Source organism: Moorena sp. SIO4A5, assembly GCF_010672005.1.
GTDB lineage: Bacteria > Cyanobacteriota > Cyanobacteriia > Cyanobacteriales > Coleofasciculaceae > Moorena.
The window spans coordinates 19,048-34,897 of the sequence record NZ_JAAHHZ010000038.1; the positions used below are offsets into that span (position 1 = coordinate 19,048).

The 15,850-nt window shown below is 42.4% G+C and carries 17 protein-coding genes; 7 read left to right on the forward strand and 10 right to left on the reverse strand.

The annotated features are described in order from the left end of the window. The first annotated feature begins 69 nt into the window (after positions 1 to 69). Entirely contained in the window at positions 70 to 777 is a 708-nt protein-coding gene (locus F6K57_RS13825) for an ROK family protein (RefSeq protein WP_293068401.1), read from the forward strand. A gap of 46 nt (positions 778 to 823) precedes the next feature. Here the strand turns inward: F6K57_RS13825 and F6K57_RS13830 are convergent, their stop codons facing one another. From F6K57_RS13830 to F6K57_RS13840, 3 genes are read right to left on the reverse strand one after another with little or no spacing between them, the layout of a single operon-like run. Next, positions 824 to 1,672 (reverse strand): alpha/beta fold hydrolase, encoded by an 849-nt coding sequence (locus F6K57_RS13830; protein WP_293068404.1) that lies wholly within the window; start codon positions 1,670 to 1,672, stop codon positions 824 to 826. A 19-nt stretch (positions 1,673 to 1,691) separates the two neighbouring features. Beyond that, positions 1,692 to 3,161: an Asp-tRNA(Asn)/Glu-tRNA(Gln) amidotransferase subunit GatA gene (gene gatA / locus F6K57_RS13835; protein WP_293068407.1), complete on the reverse strand. Its 1,470-nt coding sequence runs from the start codon at positions 3,159 to 3,161 to the stop codon at positions 1,692 to 1,694. 11 nt (positions 3,162 to 3,172) lie between these two features. After that, on the reverse strand, positions 3,173 to 3,529 hold the full coding sequence (locus F6K57_RS13840; protein ID WP_293068410.1) for a hypothetical protein: 357 nt from the start codon (positions 3,527 to 3,529) through the stop codon (positions 3,173 to 3,175). A gap of 76 nt (positions 3,530 to 3,605) precedes the next feature. Between F6K57_RS13840 and F6K57_RS13845 the strand changes: the two genes are divergently transcribed. Then, positions 3,606 to 3,752, forward strand: a complete 147-nt coding sequence (locus F6K57_RS13845) for a hypothetical protein (RefSeq protein ID WP_293038048.1) — start codon at positions 3,606 to 3,608, stop codon at positions 3,750 to 3,752. Here F6K57_RS13845 and F6K57_RS13850 read toward each other — a convergent pair. Continuing rightward, entirely contained in the window at positions 3,709 to 4,296 is a 588-nt protein-coding gene (locus tag F6K57_RS13850; protein ID WP_293068414.1) for a class I SAM-dependent methyltransferase, read from the reverse strand. The genes F6K57_RS13845 and F6K57_RS13850 overlap by 44 nt on opposite strands. A 548-nt stretch (positions 4,297 to 4,844) precedes the next feature. Between F6K57_RS13850 and F6K57_RS13855 the strand changes: the two genes are divergently transcribed. Both F6K57_RS13855 and F6K57_RS13860 read left to right on the forward strand, forming a co-directional pair. Then, entirely contained in the window at positions 4,845 to 6,872 is a 2,028-nt protein-coding gene (locus tag F6K57_RS13855) for a hypothetical protein (protein ID WP_293068417.1), read from the forward strand. Beyond that, positions 6,869 to 7,324 (forward strand): hypothetical protein, encoded by a 456-nt coding sequence (locus F6K57_RS13860; protein WP_293020785.1) that lies wholly within the window; start codon positions 6,869 to 6,871, stop codon positions 7,322 to 7,324. The genes F6K57_RS13855 and F6K57_RS13860 overlap by 4 nt, the downstream gene beginning before the upstream one ends. 300 nt (positions 7,325 to 7,624) lie before the next feature. On the opposite strand, the gene F6K57_RS13865 is transcribed toward F6K57_RS13860, so the two are convergent. From F6K57_RS13865 to F6K57_RS13880, 4 genes are all read right to left on the reverse strand, one after another. Next, complete coding sequence (locus tag F6K57_RS13865) at positions 7,625 to 7,957, reverse strand: DUF433 domain-containing protein (RefSeq protein ID WP_293068420.1); 333 nt, start codon at positions 7,955 to 7,957, stop codon at positions 7,625 to 7,627. A gap of 171 nt (positions 7,958 to 8,128) precedes the next feature. Further along, positions 8,129 to 8,764: a type I restriction endonuclease gene (locus F6K57_RS13870; protein WP_293068423.1), complete on the reverse strand. Its 636-nt coding sequence runs from the start codon at positions 8,762 to 8,764 to the stop codon at positions 8,129 to 8,131. 240 nt (positions 8,765 to 9,004) lie between these two features. Continuing rightward, a complete protein-coding gene (locus F6K57_RS13875) occupies positions 9,005 to 10,018 on the reverse strand; it encodes a YheC/YheD family protein (protein WP_293068426.1) in 1,014 nt (337 codons plus the stop codon). Next, complete coding sequence (locus tag F6K57_RS13880) at positions 10,008 to 10,259, reverse strand: hypothetical protein (RefSeq protein ID WP_293038056.1); 252 nt, start codon at positions 10,257 to 10,259, stop codon at positions 10,008 to 10,010. Before F6K57_RS13880 ends, F6K57_RS13875 begins: the two co-directional genes overlap by 11 nt. Positions 10,260 to 10,371: 112 nt before the next feature. Between F6K57_RS13880 and F6K57_RS13885 the strand changes: the two genes are divergently transcribed. Together F6K57_RS13885 and F6K57_RS13890 are read left to right on the forward strand one after the other, a co-directional pair. Then, positions 10,372 to 10,512, forward strand: a complete 141-nt coding sequence (locus tag F6K57_RS13885) for a hypothetical protein (RefSeq protein ID WP_293038058.1) — start codon at positions 10,372 to 10,374, stop codon at positions 10,510 to 10,512. 69 nt (positions 10,513 to 10,581) lie between these two features. Next, positions 10,582 to 11,154: a Uma2 family endonuclease gene (locus F6K57_RS13890; RefSeq protein ID WP_293020780.1), complete on the forward strand. Its 573-nt coding sequence runs from the start codon at positions 10,582 to 10,584 to the stop codon at positions 11,152 to 11,154. On the opposite strand, the gene F6K57_RS13895 is transcribed toward F6K57_RS13890, so the two are convergent. Beyond that, on the reverse strand, positions 11,097 to 11,249 hold the full coding sequence (locus F6K57_RS13895) for a hypothetical protein (RefSeq protein ID WP_293020779.1): 153 nt from the start codon (positions 11,247 to 11,249) through the stop codon (positions 11,097 to 11,099). The two genes, F6K57_RS13890 and F6K57_RS13895, sit on opposite strands and share 58 nt — an antisense overlap. A 134-nt stretch (positions 11,250 to 11,383) precedes the next feature. Here F6K57_RS13895 and F6K57_RS13900 point away from each other — a divergent pair, with 134 nt between their 5' ends. Continuing rightward, entirely contained in the window at positions 11,384 to 11,533 is a 150-nt protein-coding gene (locus F6K57_RS13900) for a hypothetical protein (protein WP_293020778.1), read from the forward strand. On the opposite strand, the gene F6K57_RS13905 is transcribed toward F6K57_RS13900, so the two are convergent. After that, positions 11,508 to 15,791: a DUF6519 domain-containing protein gene (locus F6K57_RS13905; RefSeq protein ID WP_293068432.1), complete on the reverse strand. Its 4,284-nt coding sequence runs from the start codon at positions 15,789 to 15,791 to the stop codon at positions 11,508 to 11,510. The genes F6K57_RS13900 and F6K57_RS13905 overlap by 26 nt on opposite strands. Positions 15,792 to 15,850: the final 59 nt, after the last annotated feature.

Genomic DNA, 15,850 nt, shown 5'->3' on the forward strand with positions numbered 1-15,850 from the left:
ACCGTTGACCGTTTACTGTTGACTGTTGACCGTTGACAGTAAACTGTGAACCGTGAACTAAAATACCTGATGAATCAAAACAATAGCCCAATCCATACCCTTACCGTAGATATTGGTGGCAGTGGCGTTAAGGTGATGGTATTAGATGAAGTGGGTAATCCCATCACCGAACGTAGTCGCTTAGAAACACCCCAACCTCCTAAGCCGGATGCTATTATTGATGCGATCGCATCCCATGCTCTCGGACAAGGGAATTTTGAACGGGTATCGGTGGGATTTCCTGGAGTGGTGCGCAATGGGATAACCTATACGGCGGTAAACCTCGATCCTGATTGGCAGGGATTTGATCTCGCTACTACCCTATCTCAACGCTTAGGCAAACCGGTGCGGGTAGCTAATGATGCCGATGTGCAAGGATTAGGAGCAATTACTGGCCAGGGAGTGGAATTGACGATTACCCTAGGCACAGGGTTTGGTTCTGCTTTATTTGTAGATGGCAAGCTGGTGCCAAATCTGGAAATGGGACACCATCCTTTTCGTAAAGGGGAAACCTACGAAGAACAGTTGGGGCGAGCGGCCTTAGAGAAAGATGGTAAGAAGAAATGGAATAACCGTCTCAAAAAAGCGATCGCATCCCTGGAGCGTTTGTTTAATTATAATTCCCTTTACATTGGTGGTGGTGAAGCCAAAAAAATTAACTTTGAGCTACCCCCCAATGTAAAAGTAGTGCCCAATGTTGCTGGGTTATTGGGGGGTATTGCTTTGTGGCGGGATTAGAAAAAACCCTTAAATACTATCGCCTATCGCGCTAAATACTATAACGCTAAGCTATAGCTTTTCCTGCATAAACCTGTGTTACAAATTCCCCAATTTTCTGCTGATATTCGGAAGTAGCAACAGTTGTCAAATCATTGTGACCTGCATCAGGAACTAGCCAAAGCTGTTTAGGAACTGTAGCAGCATCGAACAAGACTTGACTCATACTAGCAGGAACTGTGGCATCACTAGTGCCATGGATTAAGAATATAGGTGTTTGGAGTGACTTGATTTTACTAATTGAGTCAAACCGCTGGGTAAGCAGAAGATCGATCGGCAAGAAACCATATTTTCTCTCATAATCTGCCATATCCCGCATGGAAGTAAATGAGCCTTCCGAAATCAAGCCTGCCATTTCTGGGTTACGCACCGCTAGATCAATCGCGATTGCTCCCCCCATGGAATGACCATAGACAAAAATATCTTGGGGATTGATGCCTCGTTGTTGGACTAGATAATCCCAAGCTACTTGAGCATCTTGATAAACTTGGGATTCCCTAGGAAATTTCCCCTCGCTGCGACCATAGCCTCGGTAGTCAATCAGCAGCAGGGATAAACCGACCTGATGTAACCGTTGGGCTATTTCAAGATATCCCCCAATATTAGAGGCATTACCGTGCAGATATAGCATCACCTTACTTTTTGGTGAGTCAGAGGGAATCCACCAGCTGTGAATTTTCTCAACTTTACCCTGATTGGATATTGGTAACCAAACCTCTTCGTAAGGCAAACCAAAGTCAGCTGGTGTATTTTCAATCACTGAGGCAGGACAAAACATTAGCCTATGTTGCAACAGCAACACGGAGGTACAAACTAAGGCGTAAGCGATCGCTATAAATCCTGCAACAATCAACATAATCAATTATCTTGATACTTCATCCTTCATCCTTCAAAACCGGTTGACTTAGATGCCATTCGGTTGCTTTTTCATAAGCATAACCTACTTGGAATAGCTGGTCTTCCCGCAATACATTACTAATCAACTGCATCCCAATGGGTAATCCCTGTTCATCAAAGCCACAGGGTATACTCATCCCTGGTAACCCAGCCAGATTAACTGGAATAGTCATCAGGTCAGTCAGATACATACTTAAAGGGTCTTCTGTCTTTTCCCCAGCTTTAAACGCTGTGGAGGGAGCTGTGGGACAGACTAGCACATCGACATTCTCAAAGGCTGCCTCAAAATCCTGTTTAATCAGAGTACGAACTTTTTGGGCTTTGAGATAATAGGCATCATAGTAACCAGCGGATAGGGCATAGGTTCCTAGCATAATCCGGCGCTTGACTTCTGCACCGAACCCTTCAGCACGGGTTTTGGTGTACATAGAAAGGAGATTGTCAGCATCTGATGCCCGTAAGCCATATTTAACCCCATCGTAGCGAGCTAGATTGGCTGATGCTTCTGACGGAGCAATAATGTAGTAGCAAGGCAAACCATACCGGAATCGGGCACAGGAAATTTCCTGGATTTCAGCACCTAAGTCTTTGAGCTGATCAATGGCTTTAGTGACTGCTTTCTCTACTACTGGGTCTAAGCCTTCACCAAAGGTTTCTGTGATAATGCCAATCTTAACTTTACCATTAGATTTTAGGTCTGGTTTGAGGAATTGAGTATAGTCGGGAATGTCTACTTTGAGGCTGGTAGCGTCATTGGGGTCATATCCTGCGATCGCATTCAGTAAAATAGCGGCATCTTCTACAGTGCGAGCAAATGGTCCAATTTGATCTAAGGACGACGCGAATGCCACTAAACCATAGCGCGATACTAAACCATAGGTCGGTTTCATGCCAACTACTCCACAGTAAGAAGCCGGTTGACGAATAGAACCACCGGTATCAGAACCCAGAGCAATGGGACATTCCCCAGAAGCTACAGCTGCCGCTGAGCCCCCGGAGGAGCCCCCGGGAACATGGGATAAATTCCAAGGGTTTTTAGTAAGTTGAAAAGCAGAGTTTTCCGTAGAACTCCCCATGGCAAATTCATCCAAGTTGGTTTTACCTACCATTACTGCCCCAGCATCTTTCAGTTTTTGGGTCACTGTTGACTCGTAGGGTGGGACAAACTTGGCCAGAATCCGGGAGCCGCAGGTGGTGGGAATCCCTTGGGTACACATATTGTCTTTGATGCCAATGGGTATACCGGCTAAAGTCGGGAGCTCTTCACCAGCTGCGATTTTAGCATCTACTTGACTGGCCTGTTCTAGGGCATAGTCTGAGGTGATGTGGAGGAAGCTTTGGACTTGAGGCTCTAGGGCTTGAATCTTATCTAGGGCTTCTTGGGTAATTTCTACAGCTGAGCGTTCTTTGTTGATTAGCTGTTGATGCAACTCGCGGACCGTGTCCATGCTTACTACCTTTACTGACTTAACCATTTCAACTCTAGTATTCTGACAAAAAATTCAGTGATTAGGGGTTTGGGCTCAGGCTTAGCAAAGGGAGTAGGGAGTAGGGAGTAGGGAGTCGGGAGTCGGGAGTCGGGAGTCGGGAGTCGGGAGTCGGGAGTCGGGAGTCGGGAGTCGGGAGTCGGGAAAAGGTAACAAAAATTCTCACAATTCCGACAGGGATTGCTATTACAGGTGTTTGTTGGGCGTGTGGTAAGTTTGGGAAGTTTGGGTAGCGTGGGAGAGATGTTGATCAAGGGAAATTGGGTGCGATGTTCCCTTCGCGCAGCGTCTGGGACTGCCAGTAAGGAACCGCTACGCGAACGCATCATCTCCAACACAACCGGTAGAGTTTTTTTTCGGCTCTAGTTTACAACTACACTAGTATTATTAGTAACGCTATCTGGAATGAGCAAAACAATCTTGTTTCCCGATTCCCGATTCCCGATTCCCGTTCCCCGATTCCCGATTCCCGATTCCCGATTCCCGATTCCCTTTGCTATTAAAAATCCTATTTATTTGCTTCAATATAAATCATACGAGTTCGGATTGTAATTCCTTGGCTGGGAGAAGTCCAACCTACAATAAAATAATCTTCCATGGCATTGTCGAGGGCAAGTTTCGAGTGTTCATAAACTGGAATAGGCACCTTTTGAATATATTCCTCTGTTGTTTCATCAAGGCTAAAAATAATTGTTTCGCGAGCAATCCGATTCATCTGTTTAATAGCTGTTGCCGCGTCTTCCACAAACAGTAATGAACTTAAACAAAAAACAAAATCGTAGGACTGGCTATCAATTTGAGTGAGGGCTGTTTCAATGGGCTTGTGGATGGTTTTATACCCCCTTTTTGCCGCATAATCTAGCATCTTACTGGAAATATCAATCCCTGTATAGTCAAACTCTCCTTGCAACAATTCACTTAGGATACCTGTCCCACAAGCAATATCTAAAATACTGCCTTGATGGTGATTATGTCGATGGAAGATTTTAACGGCTTCATTGACATACTGGACATTAGAACTGGGTGCCTTTAACACCTCGTCATATTTGGCCGCAAATTTATCATAATAGTCTTCAGCACCAATTTTTGTTGACATAGTTTTGATTTATAAATTTAGATATAGTATAAGTCTTAATTATCTTAGAGCAAATCCGGATAATTCCCCATACTTCTAATATCCATATAAAATCTGGCTACCCCTGCTCCCTTGCTCCCCTACTCCCCCTGATATCCTCACCTAGACGTATTGTTTTTTGACCGGATTTTAGATGACACTTATTAGTGGTATTATTGGAAATTGAGCAAAAGTTAAACCCAAACACAGCAATACGGTTCAAAATCCGCAAAACATCATATAAATAATTGCCATGATTCCAGAAATCAAAAGCTTTTGCTCAAGCCTATCGTAGGTTTTATATTTTAAATAAATAAATTTATAAATATCAAGCTGGCACCCTATTTTAGGATAGTTTTTTATTTTTTTTACTATCATTCAAAATTTCTGGTTTAAAAGATTGAGTTACAGTTTGTGAAACTAGGTAATGAAGGAGTAGTATACCTTTTGTGTAAATTTTTGTTGCAGAATTAAACATTTCTGGGAACTTGAGCTAAAATCAATATAGGCTTTAAGTCCTTAAAAATTATATGAATAATCGTCAGAGGTTTGTCTTTAGATTCTTGGTGTTGCTTGTCTCAGGAGCTCTTGTTGCTTGGCTAGTGTTCGATAATAATCACTGGAGCGGTCGTAAGTCTGCAATAGAGAAAGCACTTAGTCAGGGTACTATAGGTCAGCTTAGTTCCAGAGAGGAAAAGCATCTTCAAGAGTTGCTTGACGAACTAGCAAGTGTCTCCACAACTGACTCAAAATGTAACATACAAGTCATTTTGAACAAGCCTTTCAGTGAAGATGGTCTGAATGTTTTCACTACGACTCCAGATTTAAAAAAACTAACCAAATGCAAATATGCTGATGCGATTTATGATGCAGGACTTGATGCCGTTTTTTTAGATAAGTCTCTTCTCCGCAGTTCAAGGATTAGTTGTACATTTGGAAGTTGCAAAATAGATTACTTTAATTTGAGCGATCCGACAGCCGAAATCTATCTACGCTACATAATTTTGCATGAATTTGGTCATAAATGTCTTCATCGAAATTTAAATTTTTTAAGTATTTTTTTCGCTTCTTCTGATGCTGCAAAAAAAATAGAAAGAGAAGCAGATTATTTTGCTCAAGAGGCGATTCAGCGACTTGGAGAAAAAGGAAAATTGCCTTCTCCGGCTGGGAGGGCAAGGTGGATTCATTTACCACCATCTACGCCAATATCTCCATCAGACAAAGTACAGGTAGCTCTGGCAGATATGGCTAACGAAATTACAGATGCATTACTTTTTTCAGATGCACCATACTCATCGATTTCTGATAATAAAACTCACGATAGCTTTGTAACTCGTTCTTTAGAAGTTCTAGAGAGAACCAATTCGATAATAACTAGTGATGATGTTTCAGGCTATGTTAACTTTGCTATTCAGCAAATTGAACGTATTCGAGATGTAACACCTCTGTTAAAAGCTGAAATCCATCTTGAAGAGAAAGATAAAAAGAAAGAGATCACTCAGAGAGTTAGCTTTGAAAAAGACCAGCTTATTATTTTCGGTAATGAAGGAGGAATTTTTTCGATTCCCTATTCAGATATTCGCAATGCTTGTCGTTATAAGCCATGCGCAGCAAAAACAGCAAAAAAAATTAACTCTCTTTCATCAGATTTACTAACAGATTTACTAAATCCATTTACACAGGTTGTTGCGACAAAAGCTTTTGGAACTTTGATCTCTATTCCTGGAAAAGGCTTTTTTTCTATTCACCAGAATAAGTGGATAGAAGTCTCTGACAGTATAAGTTTTCCCTTTAATTGGGAATATATTATTACCCCTTCACAACCAAGCGATGTTTTCCTAATCGTCTCAAAAAAAGATAGTGATCGTATTTTTCACTATGTTCAACTAGGTGAGCCAACTGTTTCAAAGAGCCAGACAGATCTATGTCGAGAAATTTCATTAGAGGGAGGAGCATATAAATGTTCAATGGAACCCGAGTTTGCTGGAGATGAAATTTATTTCTTAGTCAAGGATCTAAGCAATAAAAATAGGCTTGGTGTAGTTTTTGAAAATGCCAAAAACTTAGAATTTACGACATATAAATCCTTAAAAGCACCACCAGGTTTTTCCGCTTTTAGTACCAATATGAGGTTCGTTATTACTCATGATTATAATAAATGGTCTTACTATGCAGTAACTCATAATTTCGATCCTTACTTATTACATAAAGAAAAGTATCAAATAACTCTTTGGAAATTATCTGAAGTCGATGATCAAGCAAAAATAATTGACCAACATCAACTTACACTAGAAGCTATTCCTAGAGGAAATCAACCTAGAGACTGGTTGAATGTGCGACATCCCTCTCTCTTGACCTGTCAAAATATTTCATCAAGTTCAGTGATATGCACAGCCTGGAATGATTCGATCTATGGTTTTAACTCTGTCACTGAAAAACTTTATCCAGTTTTTCACCCTTCAGGTGTGAATAACCAATCAGGGGGTGGTTTAGTAGCTTATTGGACTAATAATGGCCACAAGGTAATTGTTATGGATGGGAGTAGAAATGATTTATGAAAAAGCTAATTTATTTATTTATTCGTTTCTTATTATTTGGCTTTGGTCTTATAGGTTTCTTGTGGCTACTTAGTCCAAAGTTTTTAGTTCTGGGTGCACACCAAGATCCTGAACCGAATTCTTTACTGATGCTTATAGGAGGCTACATTACGACAACAGTGGGTGTCGTGCTGGGTTCAGGTTATAGAGAGCTACAGCGCCGCATCAGAAAAGGGGAAGCAACAATCTCTCCCCGCAAGTTTCTTAAATACTTGGCTCAATCAACAGACCTTTGGTTAGGTCTTTTTGGTTCGCCTCTTGCGTTTGCTTTATTATGGAATTCGATCGAAGCAATTAGTCCTGGAGGTCTGGTAGTGACTGCCCTTGAAAACGGTTTCTGCTGTACTATTCTTGTAAATTCAGTAGTAGAGCCAGGTCCACCTACCACACCATCACCGCCAGCTGAGCAGTGAAAGTTGCACCGTTTTGGTCGGTAAGGTTAATTGGAAGCAATGGGATTTTGTTATCGAGACTTAGACAAAAAATCATGAAAAAAAAGCATCAAAGCTAAGTAGGGCAAAGGATATACACCACAGGTTAATCCCATCTAATTTAAGTAAGTTGTAAGTAAGTTTGCTCTACCGAACCTAGTATGCAGAACACCGCTGGCTAATTAATCACGTCGTAGGCATCATCTACCAAACAACCGGTAGAGTTTTTACTCTAGGTATAGTTCACCAGTACACCATTATTATTACTAACGCTTAGCTAATCTACTGATAGATTTCCATGTAGAGTTGGGCAAAAGCTAAATCTATCTTCGATAGATAAGGATAGTCTTCAAAAATAAACTCTGGAGATTCTCCCCGGTTAAGCCGACCAGCAATACGACGAACTGACAAGCGAGATTGAGGGAAAACCAACTCCCCTCCCATGATGTTAGGATCCCTTACCAAACTATCGACCCATATGGCAAATTTTTCAATTAGAGCTAGCAAGCCGAAATTAGTTATTTCCTTGGGCTGGGTTCCCAATAGCAAGGGCGAAAGTTGCCCATGATGAAGACGTCCACTTTTAGGTTGAGTTTTGTCTAGGGTATTTGTCATGGTTTAGGCTTTATATTCCATCAAAACTAAACGAATGATTACCTCTTTTATTCAAAAGCACCTCAAGTAGCGTGGCACAGGCTTCTAGGGTGGCACAGGCTTCTAGCCTGTGAACTAACGCATAAGCTGATAGCTGAGAGCTGATAGCTGATAGCTTACTTGTTGTCTCCTCTAAGACTTAGCCGTAACAGCAGCAATACGCTTCAAAATACTCAAAACATCATATAAATAATTGCCAGGATTCCAGATATCAAAGGCTTTTGATAAAGCATAGCGTAGAGTTTCGCCTTTAACTAACTTGATAAAGATAAAGCTAGCACCATTAGTAACAAGACCAAATGTTGGTTGCTCTGTTTGGGGACTCTTGACCATGTAAACTAGTGCTTGAGGAATTGCTGGTTGTAAGGAAACAGCAGAACGCTTCGACTCAATAACGGCTATCCAAATTGGTTTGCTCGCTGCCAAAATATCAATACGTCCTTTTACAATTGTGTCTTCATCTTTATCTTCAATGGGTAAAGACACTTCATACTCTGCTTTAACTTTAAAAGGCGGTTGGTAAAATCCTGCCCAATCCAATAAGGGAGAAACAACAACCATTTTAACTAGGTCTTCTAGTACCAAATCTTTAGACAAGTACTTGTAATTAGCTTTTGCTCTATCGAGCATTTGCCTTTCTAGTTCACTTAGTTGGGGGAGGTTTTCGACGCACTCTGGAAAAAACTCCGGCTCCATTACTTCTTGGAGCTTAAATTTATCTTCTACGTCACTAAGGCTGAGTTTTGATGGAGAAATAATAGTAGCCATAATGATTGATTTTTGTTTACAGACTCATTCTTTAATTATATATCAAATAAAATGGGTGCATCCCTGAGTGATAAATTGAAAACTTGGAGATGCACCCAATATAGAGTTTATAAAATAGATGAGGGACAGTTGTTATTGGCGCTGATTGCCTTTAACACCTTCTTACTTCTGCCCTCTGCCTTCTGCCCTCTGCCTTAAAAGGATAAGCAAAGTACTTCACCAAAATTAAAATTGCTATAGTTATCCAATATGTTCACAAATATAAGACCACATTAAATCAGATGACTCTTGAACTACTGGTTTTCCTGAGTGGGTTTGGGCTTCCTCTAAACCAGTAACATTTAATGTGTTAATCTCAGATAACACTCGCTTGCCATCGTCATCCACTAATGTATCGAAGCCAAAAATGACTATGCCTTGCTCCAAGAAACTAGGAATAATCGTTTCGGCAATTCTGATTTCGTCTTGATCCGGTTCGCCAACAGTTGTAGAACCCCCTGCTGACATATTGCAGATCCAAGAGTCTTCTTTAGGAATCCTGAGGAAACCTCCTGTAACTTTCCCATTCACCACTAGCACTCTTTTATCACCTTTGCTGTAATTTTTTAAGTACTTCATGGCTAAATAGTCACCACTATCCCTTAAGCTTTCTTCAATGACTGACTTGTATTCATCAAGGGAATATTGATTATTCCCTTCCCAAGCCTGGTCATCAACTATCCTGATAATTCCTTTACCTCCATAGCTGCGCAGAGGTTTTAAAACAATGGGAAACTCTTGGTAAAATTCTAAAATTTCCTCCAGAGTACTGCAAAGTTTCATCGGTGGACACAGTTCTGGAAAGTTCAGAAGCGATGCTTTTGTATCTGTTTTTTTGATTCCTGATGGACGATTAATGATTTTATCTTCCGGTACATGACTGGTAATGAATTCAAAAAACTCATCGGGTATTGGTCGGTCTATCCTCAGAAAAATCAAATCATGATCTTTAAAGTCTGTTTTGATGCTAGCATTTAAGAATTGTTCACCGCTTTCTTGAGGAACAAAGTTATCGTCAACCAGCAAACTCATTAACTCAGTGGAAGTATAGTCATAGAAAAATTCCTTATTTTTGGGGTTTCCCCTGCTTGCCACTTGAATAGAGTCACAAACAGGATGTTTAGCCATAGTTCTCAGTAGGGGATAGATTGAACTTATTCCCCCGTGGGTATGATGATCAGTAATAGCTAGTATTCGATACTTTTTATTGGTCATGAAATAATTCCGGTAGTTTGGAAAACCCCGATTTTAATCGGTGGATGACGTATTGCATTTGCCTTTCGCCTAGGCAATTATAAGGCTTCGTGGTAGTTGTGGGGAACAGGGAACAGGGAGCAGGGAGCAGGGAATAGGGAATCGGGAATCGGGAATCGGAACCCACCCCTAACCCCTCCCAGGAGGGGAACGGGAATCGGGAATCGGGAATCGGGAATCGGGAGCAGAGGCAGGGTGTCAAAGGTGTTAAAGATATTAAGTGTGGCAAGTGTGGGGAGATGGGGAGATGGGGAGATGGGGTAAATTCTTATTAAGGGCAATTATCCCGACATGATATGTATTTTATCATAGCTATGAGGTACAAAAAATTGGTTTCCTTATTACCTATTCCCTGCTTACTGCTTACTGCTTATTGCTTCCTTATCCCTGTTCCGGTGATCCGCTGTTCCCTGTTCCCTAAAACCCAGAAATTTGTACCTCATGAGGAAAGATAATTGCTATAAAACCAACCCGATTGAGAATTGCTATAGTATGGTCAAATCTGTTTCTCGAACTAGCTGCCAATGGTAAAGATAGCTTCCTTACCTTTGACTCTCGAAGAGTTTCTGGAACTACCAGAAACTAAACCCCCTAGGGAATATATCAACGGTGACATTACCCAGAAACCAATGCCTAAAACTCGCCACTCCAGACTTCAGAGCAAGTTGACGAGTACAATTAATTCTGTTGTTGAGGAACGGCAAATAGCCTACGCTTTCCCAGATATACGATGTACTTTTGGCGGACGGTCAATTGTTTCAGATCTAGCAGTTCTTCGCTGGAACCAGATTGAATTTGATGATGAATGGGAGCCTGTCGATGATGTGTTTATTGCTCCAGACTGGACTATTGAAATTATATCTCCAGGCCAGAGTTCAAACCGAGTAACAGGTAACATTTTACATTGTCTAAGACATGGTTCTCAACTAGGATGGCTAATTGATCCTTACGACCGCTCGGTCTTGGTTTTTCTACCTAACCAACAACCGGAATTGTGTCAGAGAAGTGACTCTCTAGTGGTGTTAGATGGTATCGAGCTTCAGTTGACAGCAGAGCAAATTTTTGGCTGGTTGAAAATGGGAAGTTTAGCAACATAAGGGAGTAGGGAGTAGGGAGTAGGGAGTAGGGAGTTTTGATTAAGCTGAATTAAGCGCGATCGCATTATCATTGAAACAACCGGTAGAGTTTTCATTCCCGGTCTAGTTCACAACTACACTATTAGAATTAGTAACGCCATCTGGCCAGATGGGACAGATGTTGATTAAGCTGAATTAAGTGCGATGTTCCGTTCGCGCAGCGTCTGGCACTGCCAGTAAGGAACCGCTTGTGGCCTTCGGCCTCCGCTGCGCGAACGCGATTGGCCGTAGGCCACGCTACGCGAACGCATTATCTACCCAACCTTCCCTGCTCCCTACTCCCTACTCCCTACTCCCTACTCCCTTATTACCAACTATTGACCAATCAGGAATCCCATAAAAGAACTATAAGACACACTAAAGGTACTTTTGTCTACACCTTCTAATCTGACATCAACACTGTCTTTAGGATCTAATTTCATCATTGCTGTTATCGATTGTGCTGTGGAATTTTTAATCAGCCCAGGTTCGATTACAATAATCGTTGTGTTATTGTCATCAGTCTTACCATTCTTATAAATGCCCATAATCACACCATCGCTGTTACCATTCCCTCCTGAAAATTGTAATGTGGCAGCAAAAAAGTAATAGCCTGATGTGGGGGCTATAAACGCATTGCTTTTATCATCAAAAACCTTGTAAGGGTCATTCCTTTCAACAAATTCTATGACATGGGTTCCTGAGCTTTTAATATTTTGACCATCAAATTTTCTGTCTGCAGAAAATTGATATCGTGTTGCTGTGCCCCCCTCTGCAACAACACCCTGACTAATTTTGGTATCAACATAGGTTTTTACCGCCTTTTCGGTCGGTACGGCTGAATCACTGTTACCCTTAAGCTCTTGATCATTGGAAAACTCATTGACTGCTACACCATTTTTAAGCTTCAGATTACCATTGACATCTAGATTTGCCCCTGGATTGGTCTTGTTAATACCAAGTCTGCCATTATTGGTATTGAAGTGCATCTTGATATTGTTAGAATCCCCTGTATCACGGATGTAGAGATTATCGTCAACACTTATATAAACCTGTCCACCGTAACGATAGAAGGCACCATCTTTATTTATATGCTCAGTGCGTTGAACACTCACATCAAGGCCTTGGGTCTGGGTAATCCCAGCAATGGTTAGGTTACCGGCAAACGAAGACTGACCTGTCCCCAGCACACTCAGCCCACCATTGGCTGTTGTGGTTAATGCCATTCTCTCATTGATGCCATTTAGGTCTCGCCAGGAGTGCTTGAGATCAGCAGCATAGAACAAGGTTTGATAGTTGATACCTAGACCATATCCGCCCCATAATTGCAACTTCAGGTTGTTGTTGAGATCTGTATTTGTAAAGACAATTTGTTGGCTACCGTGAATTTGAAGCTTGCTGGTGTCCCCTAAGGTAACATTACCATCAACATTCAGACCACCTTGGCTCTGGGTAATCCCAGCAATGGTTAGGTTACCGGCAAAGGAAGACTGACCTGTGCCCAGCACACTCAGCCCACCATCGGCTGCTGTGGTTAATACCATTCTCTCATTGCTACCACTTACGTCTCGCCAGGAGTGCCTGCCATTAGCAGCGTAGAACAAGGTGCTACCGTTGATACCTAGACCATATCCGTTCCATAATTGCAACTTCAGGTTGTTGCTGGTGTTGATGTCGGTAAATACAATTTGTTGGTTACCGTTAACTTGAAGCTTGCTGGTGTCCCCTAAGGTAACATTACCATCAACACTCAGGTTTTCGGCGACGTGTAAGGCATCAGCTACCTGTAGGGCACCGGATGAATGTTGCGATCGCACTGTGCCATGAATCGCGATATTGTCAGTATCCTGATTCCCAAGAAAGACAAACCCTGATAGGATGCTATCCCCTTGCACACTTAGTCTGGCATCAGCATTAGCATTGGTCCCAATCCCAACATTGCCATTAACTGTCAGGTCTTGGTTTACGTTGAGAGTCTTGGCTTGAAAGTCTTGCTCCGATGAACCAGCTAGATTAGCTTTTCTCTGGTCAACTTGGTTTATTTGGTTGTCAATATAGCTCTTTACTGCCCTTTCGGTGGGTACGGCTAAATCATTGTTACCACCAAGACTGCCATCATTGGAAAACTCATTAACTGCTACACCCAGTTGCAGCTTCAGATTACCATTGACATCTAGATTTGCCCCTGGATTGGTCTTGTTAATACCAAGGCTGCCATTATTGGTATTGAAGTGCATCCTGATATTGTCAGAATTATCCTCAGCACTATTAAAATCACGGATGTAGAGATTATCGTCAACGGTTATATAAACCTGTCCATTGTAACGATAGAAGACACCATCTTTATTGATATGCTGACTGCGACTAAATCCACCGACATCAAGGCCAGGAGTCTCGGTAATCCCAGCAATGCGTAGGTTACCGCCAAAGGAAGAGTTACCTGTACCGAGCACACTCAGCCCACCATCGGCTGCTGTGGTTAATGCCATTCTCTCATTGGTACCGCTTACGTCTCGCCAGGAGTGCCTGCCATTAGCAGCGTAGAACAACGTGCTACCGTTGATACCTAGACCATATCCGCTCCATAATTGCAACTTCAGGTTGTTGCTGGTGTTGGTGTCGGTAAATACAATTTGTTGGCTACCGTTAACTTGAAGCTTGCTGTTATCTACAATGACTTGCCCAGTGCCTTTGGGACGAATCAAAATATTTTGGCTACCATTACTGCCAATCGCTTCAATACGGTCATAGCCAATCCCAATGCCTTGGCTCAGATTTTGGGCATAGAAGGCTCCAATATCAGCAGTTATCTCATTGTGGTTAGCTCTAACTCTGAGTTCACCCTGTTCAACATGAAGTTTCTTCTCTGGAGTGTCTATACCGATACCAACATTCCCACCAACACTCAGGTCTTCTGCTACCTTGAGAGCATCAGCGATTTCCAGTTTCCCGGATGAATGTTGCGATCGCAATGTGCCATGAAAGGTAATCTTATCTTCATCCTGGTCTCCCAGTAACACATCCCCGGGTTGATGATCAACGTCCCGAGCAATGACATCCCCTCGAAATGTTACATTGCCCTCTACTTCTAGATTCCCGGAGACAGTCACTGCTCCATTTAAATGGGTATCTCCCCCATCAACCTTAAGCTTGTAATTCCCTGGTTGTGTTGTGCCAATCCCAACCTTACCATCAACGGTCAGGTTTTCCGAGACGTTTAAGGCATCCGCTATCCGCAGTGACCCAGATGAATGTTGCGATCGCACTGTGCCATAAATAGTCACTGTATCTTGATCGCTGTTCCCTAGGGTGACGTTATCACTGACCGTTAGAGCACTCTCAATGGTCAAGGGTCCGGTCATGGTACCCCCAGATTGACTCACTACTCCAGTCAAGGGAGAGAAAATAGCGCGACGGTCTTCTACTAATTCCCACTTGCTGCCATCACAGAGCAGTAGGGCTAAGGGAGAGTAGTGATGACTAATGCCATGGGGATTGGCTTTGTCTATACTCCATTCAACGGTCTGTGAGGTTCGGGTAGGAATCAACCAATAATCCCCAGTGCTGTAGTGTCCCGATTCAAACTTAACTTCTAGGTCATTGTTTAACTGGATATATCCCTCATTCCCCTCAGGCTGTGTCACTGTGATCGCTTGTTCCGAATCCCAAAGCCGCACTGTGGGAATTGTCCCCAAAGACTCTCGTGTCACCGGTTGATTGTTGGGCCACTCGGTCACATACAGGTTATCCCCTTGGACATTGTTGAGCTTGACAAATATCCCCGGGATGCCCTGTAGGGTATTCCGCTCATCAGTGATTTCCACCCACTGACCAGTAGCAAACTCAGCTTGGGAATCACCGCCAATATTAATCCGGTTACTATCAATGCTTTCGATCCGAGCTGCGATCGCACCATTATGCCGTGACCACTTAAAGGTGGCTTGCCCTAATTCTCCGGATTGATGAATTTCTAAACGGTACAACTGATTTGCCTGACTTCCCCCTGCCCCTTGGGGAGTACGGGCTAAGAGCTGCCCTTTGTTATTAGCAACGTTAACCCAGTTATTCCATAGTTCAGATAATGTGTTATTATCTAATTCCTTATTAATATCCGCTTCCACCTTAAGCAGCTTAGCCTGCCAAACGGTCTTAGTCCTGGTGCTGGTATCTGGTCCACCGAGAGCTTCTTCTCGAATACTGGGGTCTTCAATGATTGTGATGTGCCGTTGCCAGACATCCAGATAAGCCAAGTAGTAACCTGAGGTTTTGTCCAGTTCTACCTCAGGCAAATCCGGTTGTTTGGTATATTCCACCTGCTGATCATTTTCACAAAAGATGCCATCCACATAGCAGTGTCCCTTGTTAATGGTCAACGTGCTACCATTGTCACTCACCTTAAGTTGAAAGCTGCTACTGGTATTACTCAGAACACCATTTTGAGTATCAGTGGGAAAACCATTTAGCCCAATGGTATCTTGAGCAATTGTCCAATCGCGATAGGCACTGATATCTAGCTGTTCATTCCAATCCGCATCCAGCAATACCCTACCTTGCTGCATCCGGACGCTACTGTAGTGTTTGTTGCGATTAAATGTGAAGCGAGTAAAATCCCCTTTCATCAAACCCTCCTTATTATCAGATAGATATCAGATATCTACAGACAATTACCTACAATTTT

Excerpts from the sequence above, each read along its gene's own strand:
- F6K57_RS13825 (WP_293068401.1), top strand. The coding sequence starts at position 70 with ATGAATCAAAACAATAGCCCAATCCATACCCTTACCGTAGATATTGGT.
- F6K57_RS13895 (WP_293020779.1), bottom strand. The coding sequence starts at position 11,249 with ATGAAAACTCTACCGGTTGTTTCAATGATAATGCGATCGCGCTTAATT.
- F6K57_RS13840 (WP_293068410.1), bottom strand. The coding sequence starts at position 3,529 with ATGATGCGTTCGCGTAGCGGTTCCTTACTGGCAGTCCCAGACGCTGCG.
- F6K57_RS13830 (WP_293068404.1), bottom strand. The coding sequence starts at position 1,672 with ATGTTGATTGTTGCAGGATTTATAGCGATCGCTTACGCCTTAGTTTGT.
- F6K57_RS13875 (WP_293068426.1), bottom strand. The coding sequence starts at position 10,018 with ATGACCAATAAAAAGTATCGAATACTAGCTATTACTGATCATCATACC.
- F6K57_RS13855 (WP_293068417.1), top strand. The coding sequence starts at position 4,845 with ATGAATAATCGTCAGAGGTTTGTCTTTAGATTCTTGGTGTTGCTTGTC.
- F6K57_RS13870 (WP_293068423.1), bottom strand. The coding sequence starts at position 8,764 with ATGGCTACTATTATTTCTCCATCAAAACTCAGCCTTAGTGACGTAGAA.
- F6K57_RS13850 (WP_293068414.1), bottom strand. The coding sequence starts at position 4,296 with ATGTCAACAAAAATTGGTGCTGAAGACTATTATGATAAATTTGCGGCC.
- F6K57_RS13890 (WP_293020780.1), top strand. The coding sequence starts at position 10,582 with ATGGTAAAGATAGCTTCCTTACCTTTGACTCTCGAAGAGTTTCTGGAA.
- F6K57_RS13860 (WP_293020785.1), top strand. The coding sequence starts at position 6,869 with ATGAAAAAGCTAATTTATTTATTTATTCGTTTCTTATTATTTGGCTTT.
- gatA (WP_293068407.1), bottom strand. The coding sequence starts at position 3,161 with ATGGACACGGTCCGCGAGTTGCATCAACAGCTAATCAACAAAGAACGC.
- F6K57_RS13885 (WP_293038058.1), top strand. The coding sequence starts at position 10,372 with ATGAGGTACAAAAAATTGGTTTCCTTATTACCTATTCCCTGCTTACTG.
- F6K57_RS13845 (WP_293038048.1), top strand. The coding sequence starts at position 3,606 with ATGAGCAAAACAATCTTGTTTCCCGATTCCCGATTCCCGATTCCCGTT.
- F6K57_RS13865 (WP_293068420.1), bottom strand. The coding sequence starts at position 7,957 with ATGACAAATACCCTAGACAAAACTCAACCTAAAAGTGGACGTCTTCAT.
- F6K57_RS13905 (WP_293068432.1), bottom strand. The coding sequence starts at position 15,791 with ATGAAAGGGGATTTTACTCGCTTCACATTTAATCGCAACAAACACTAC.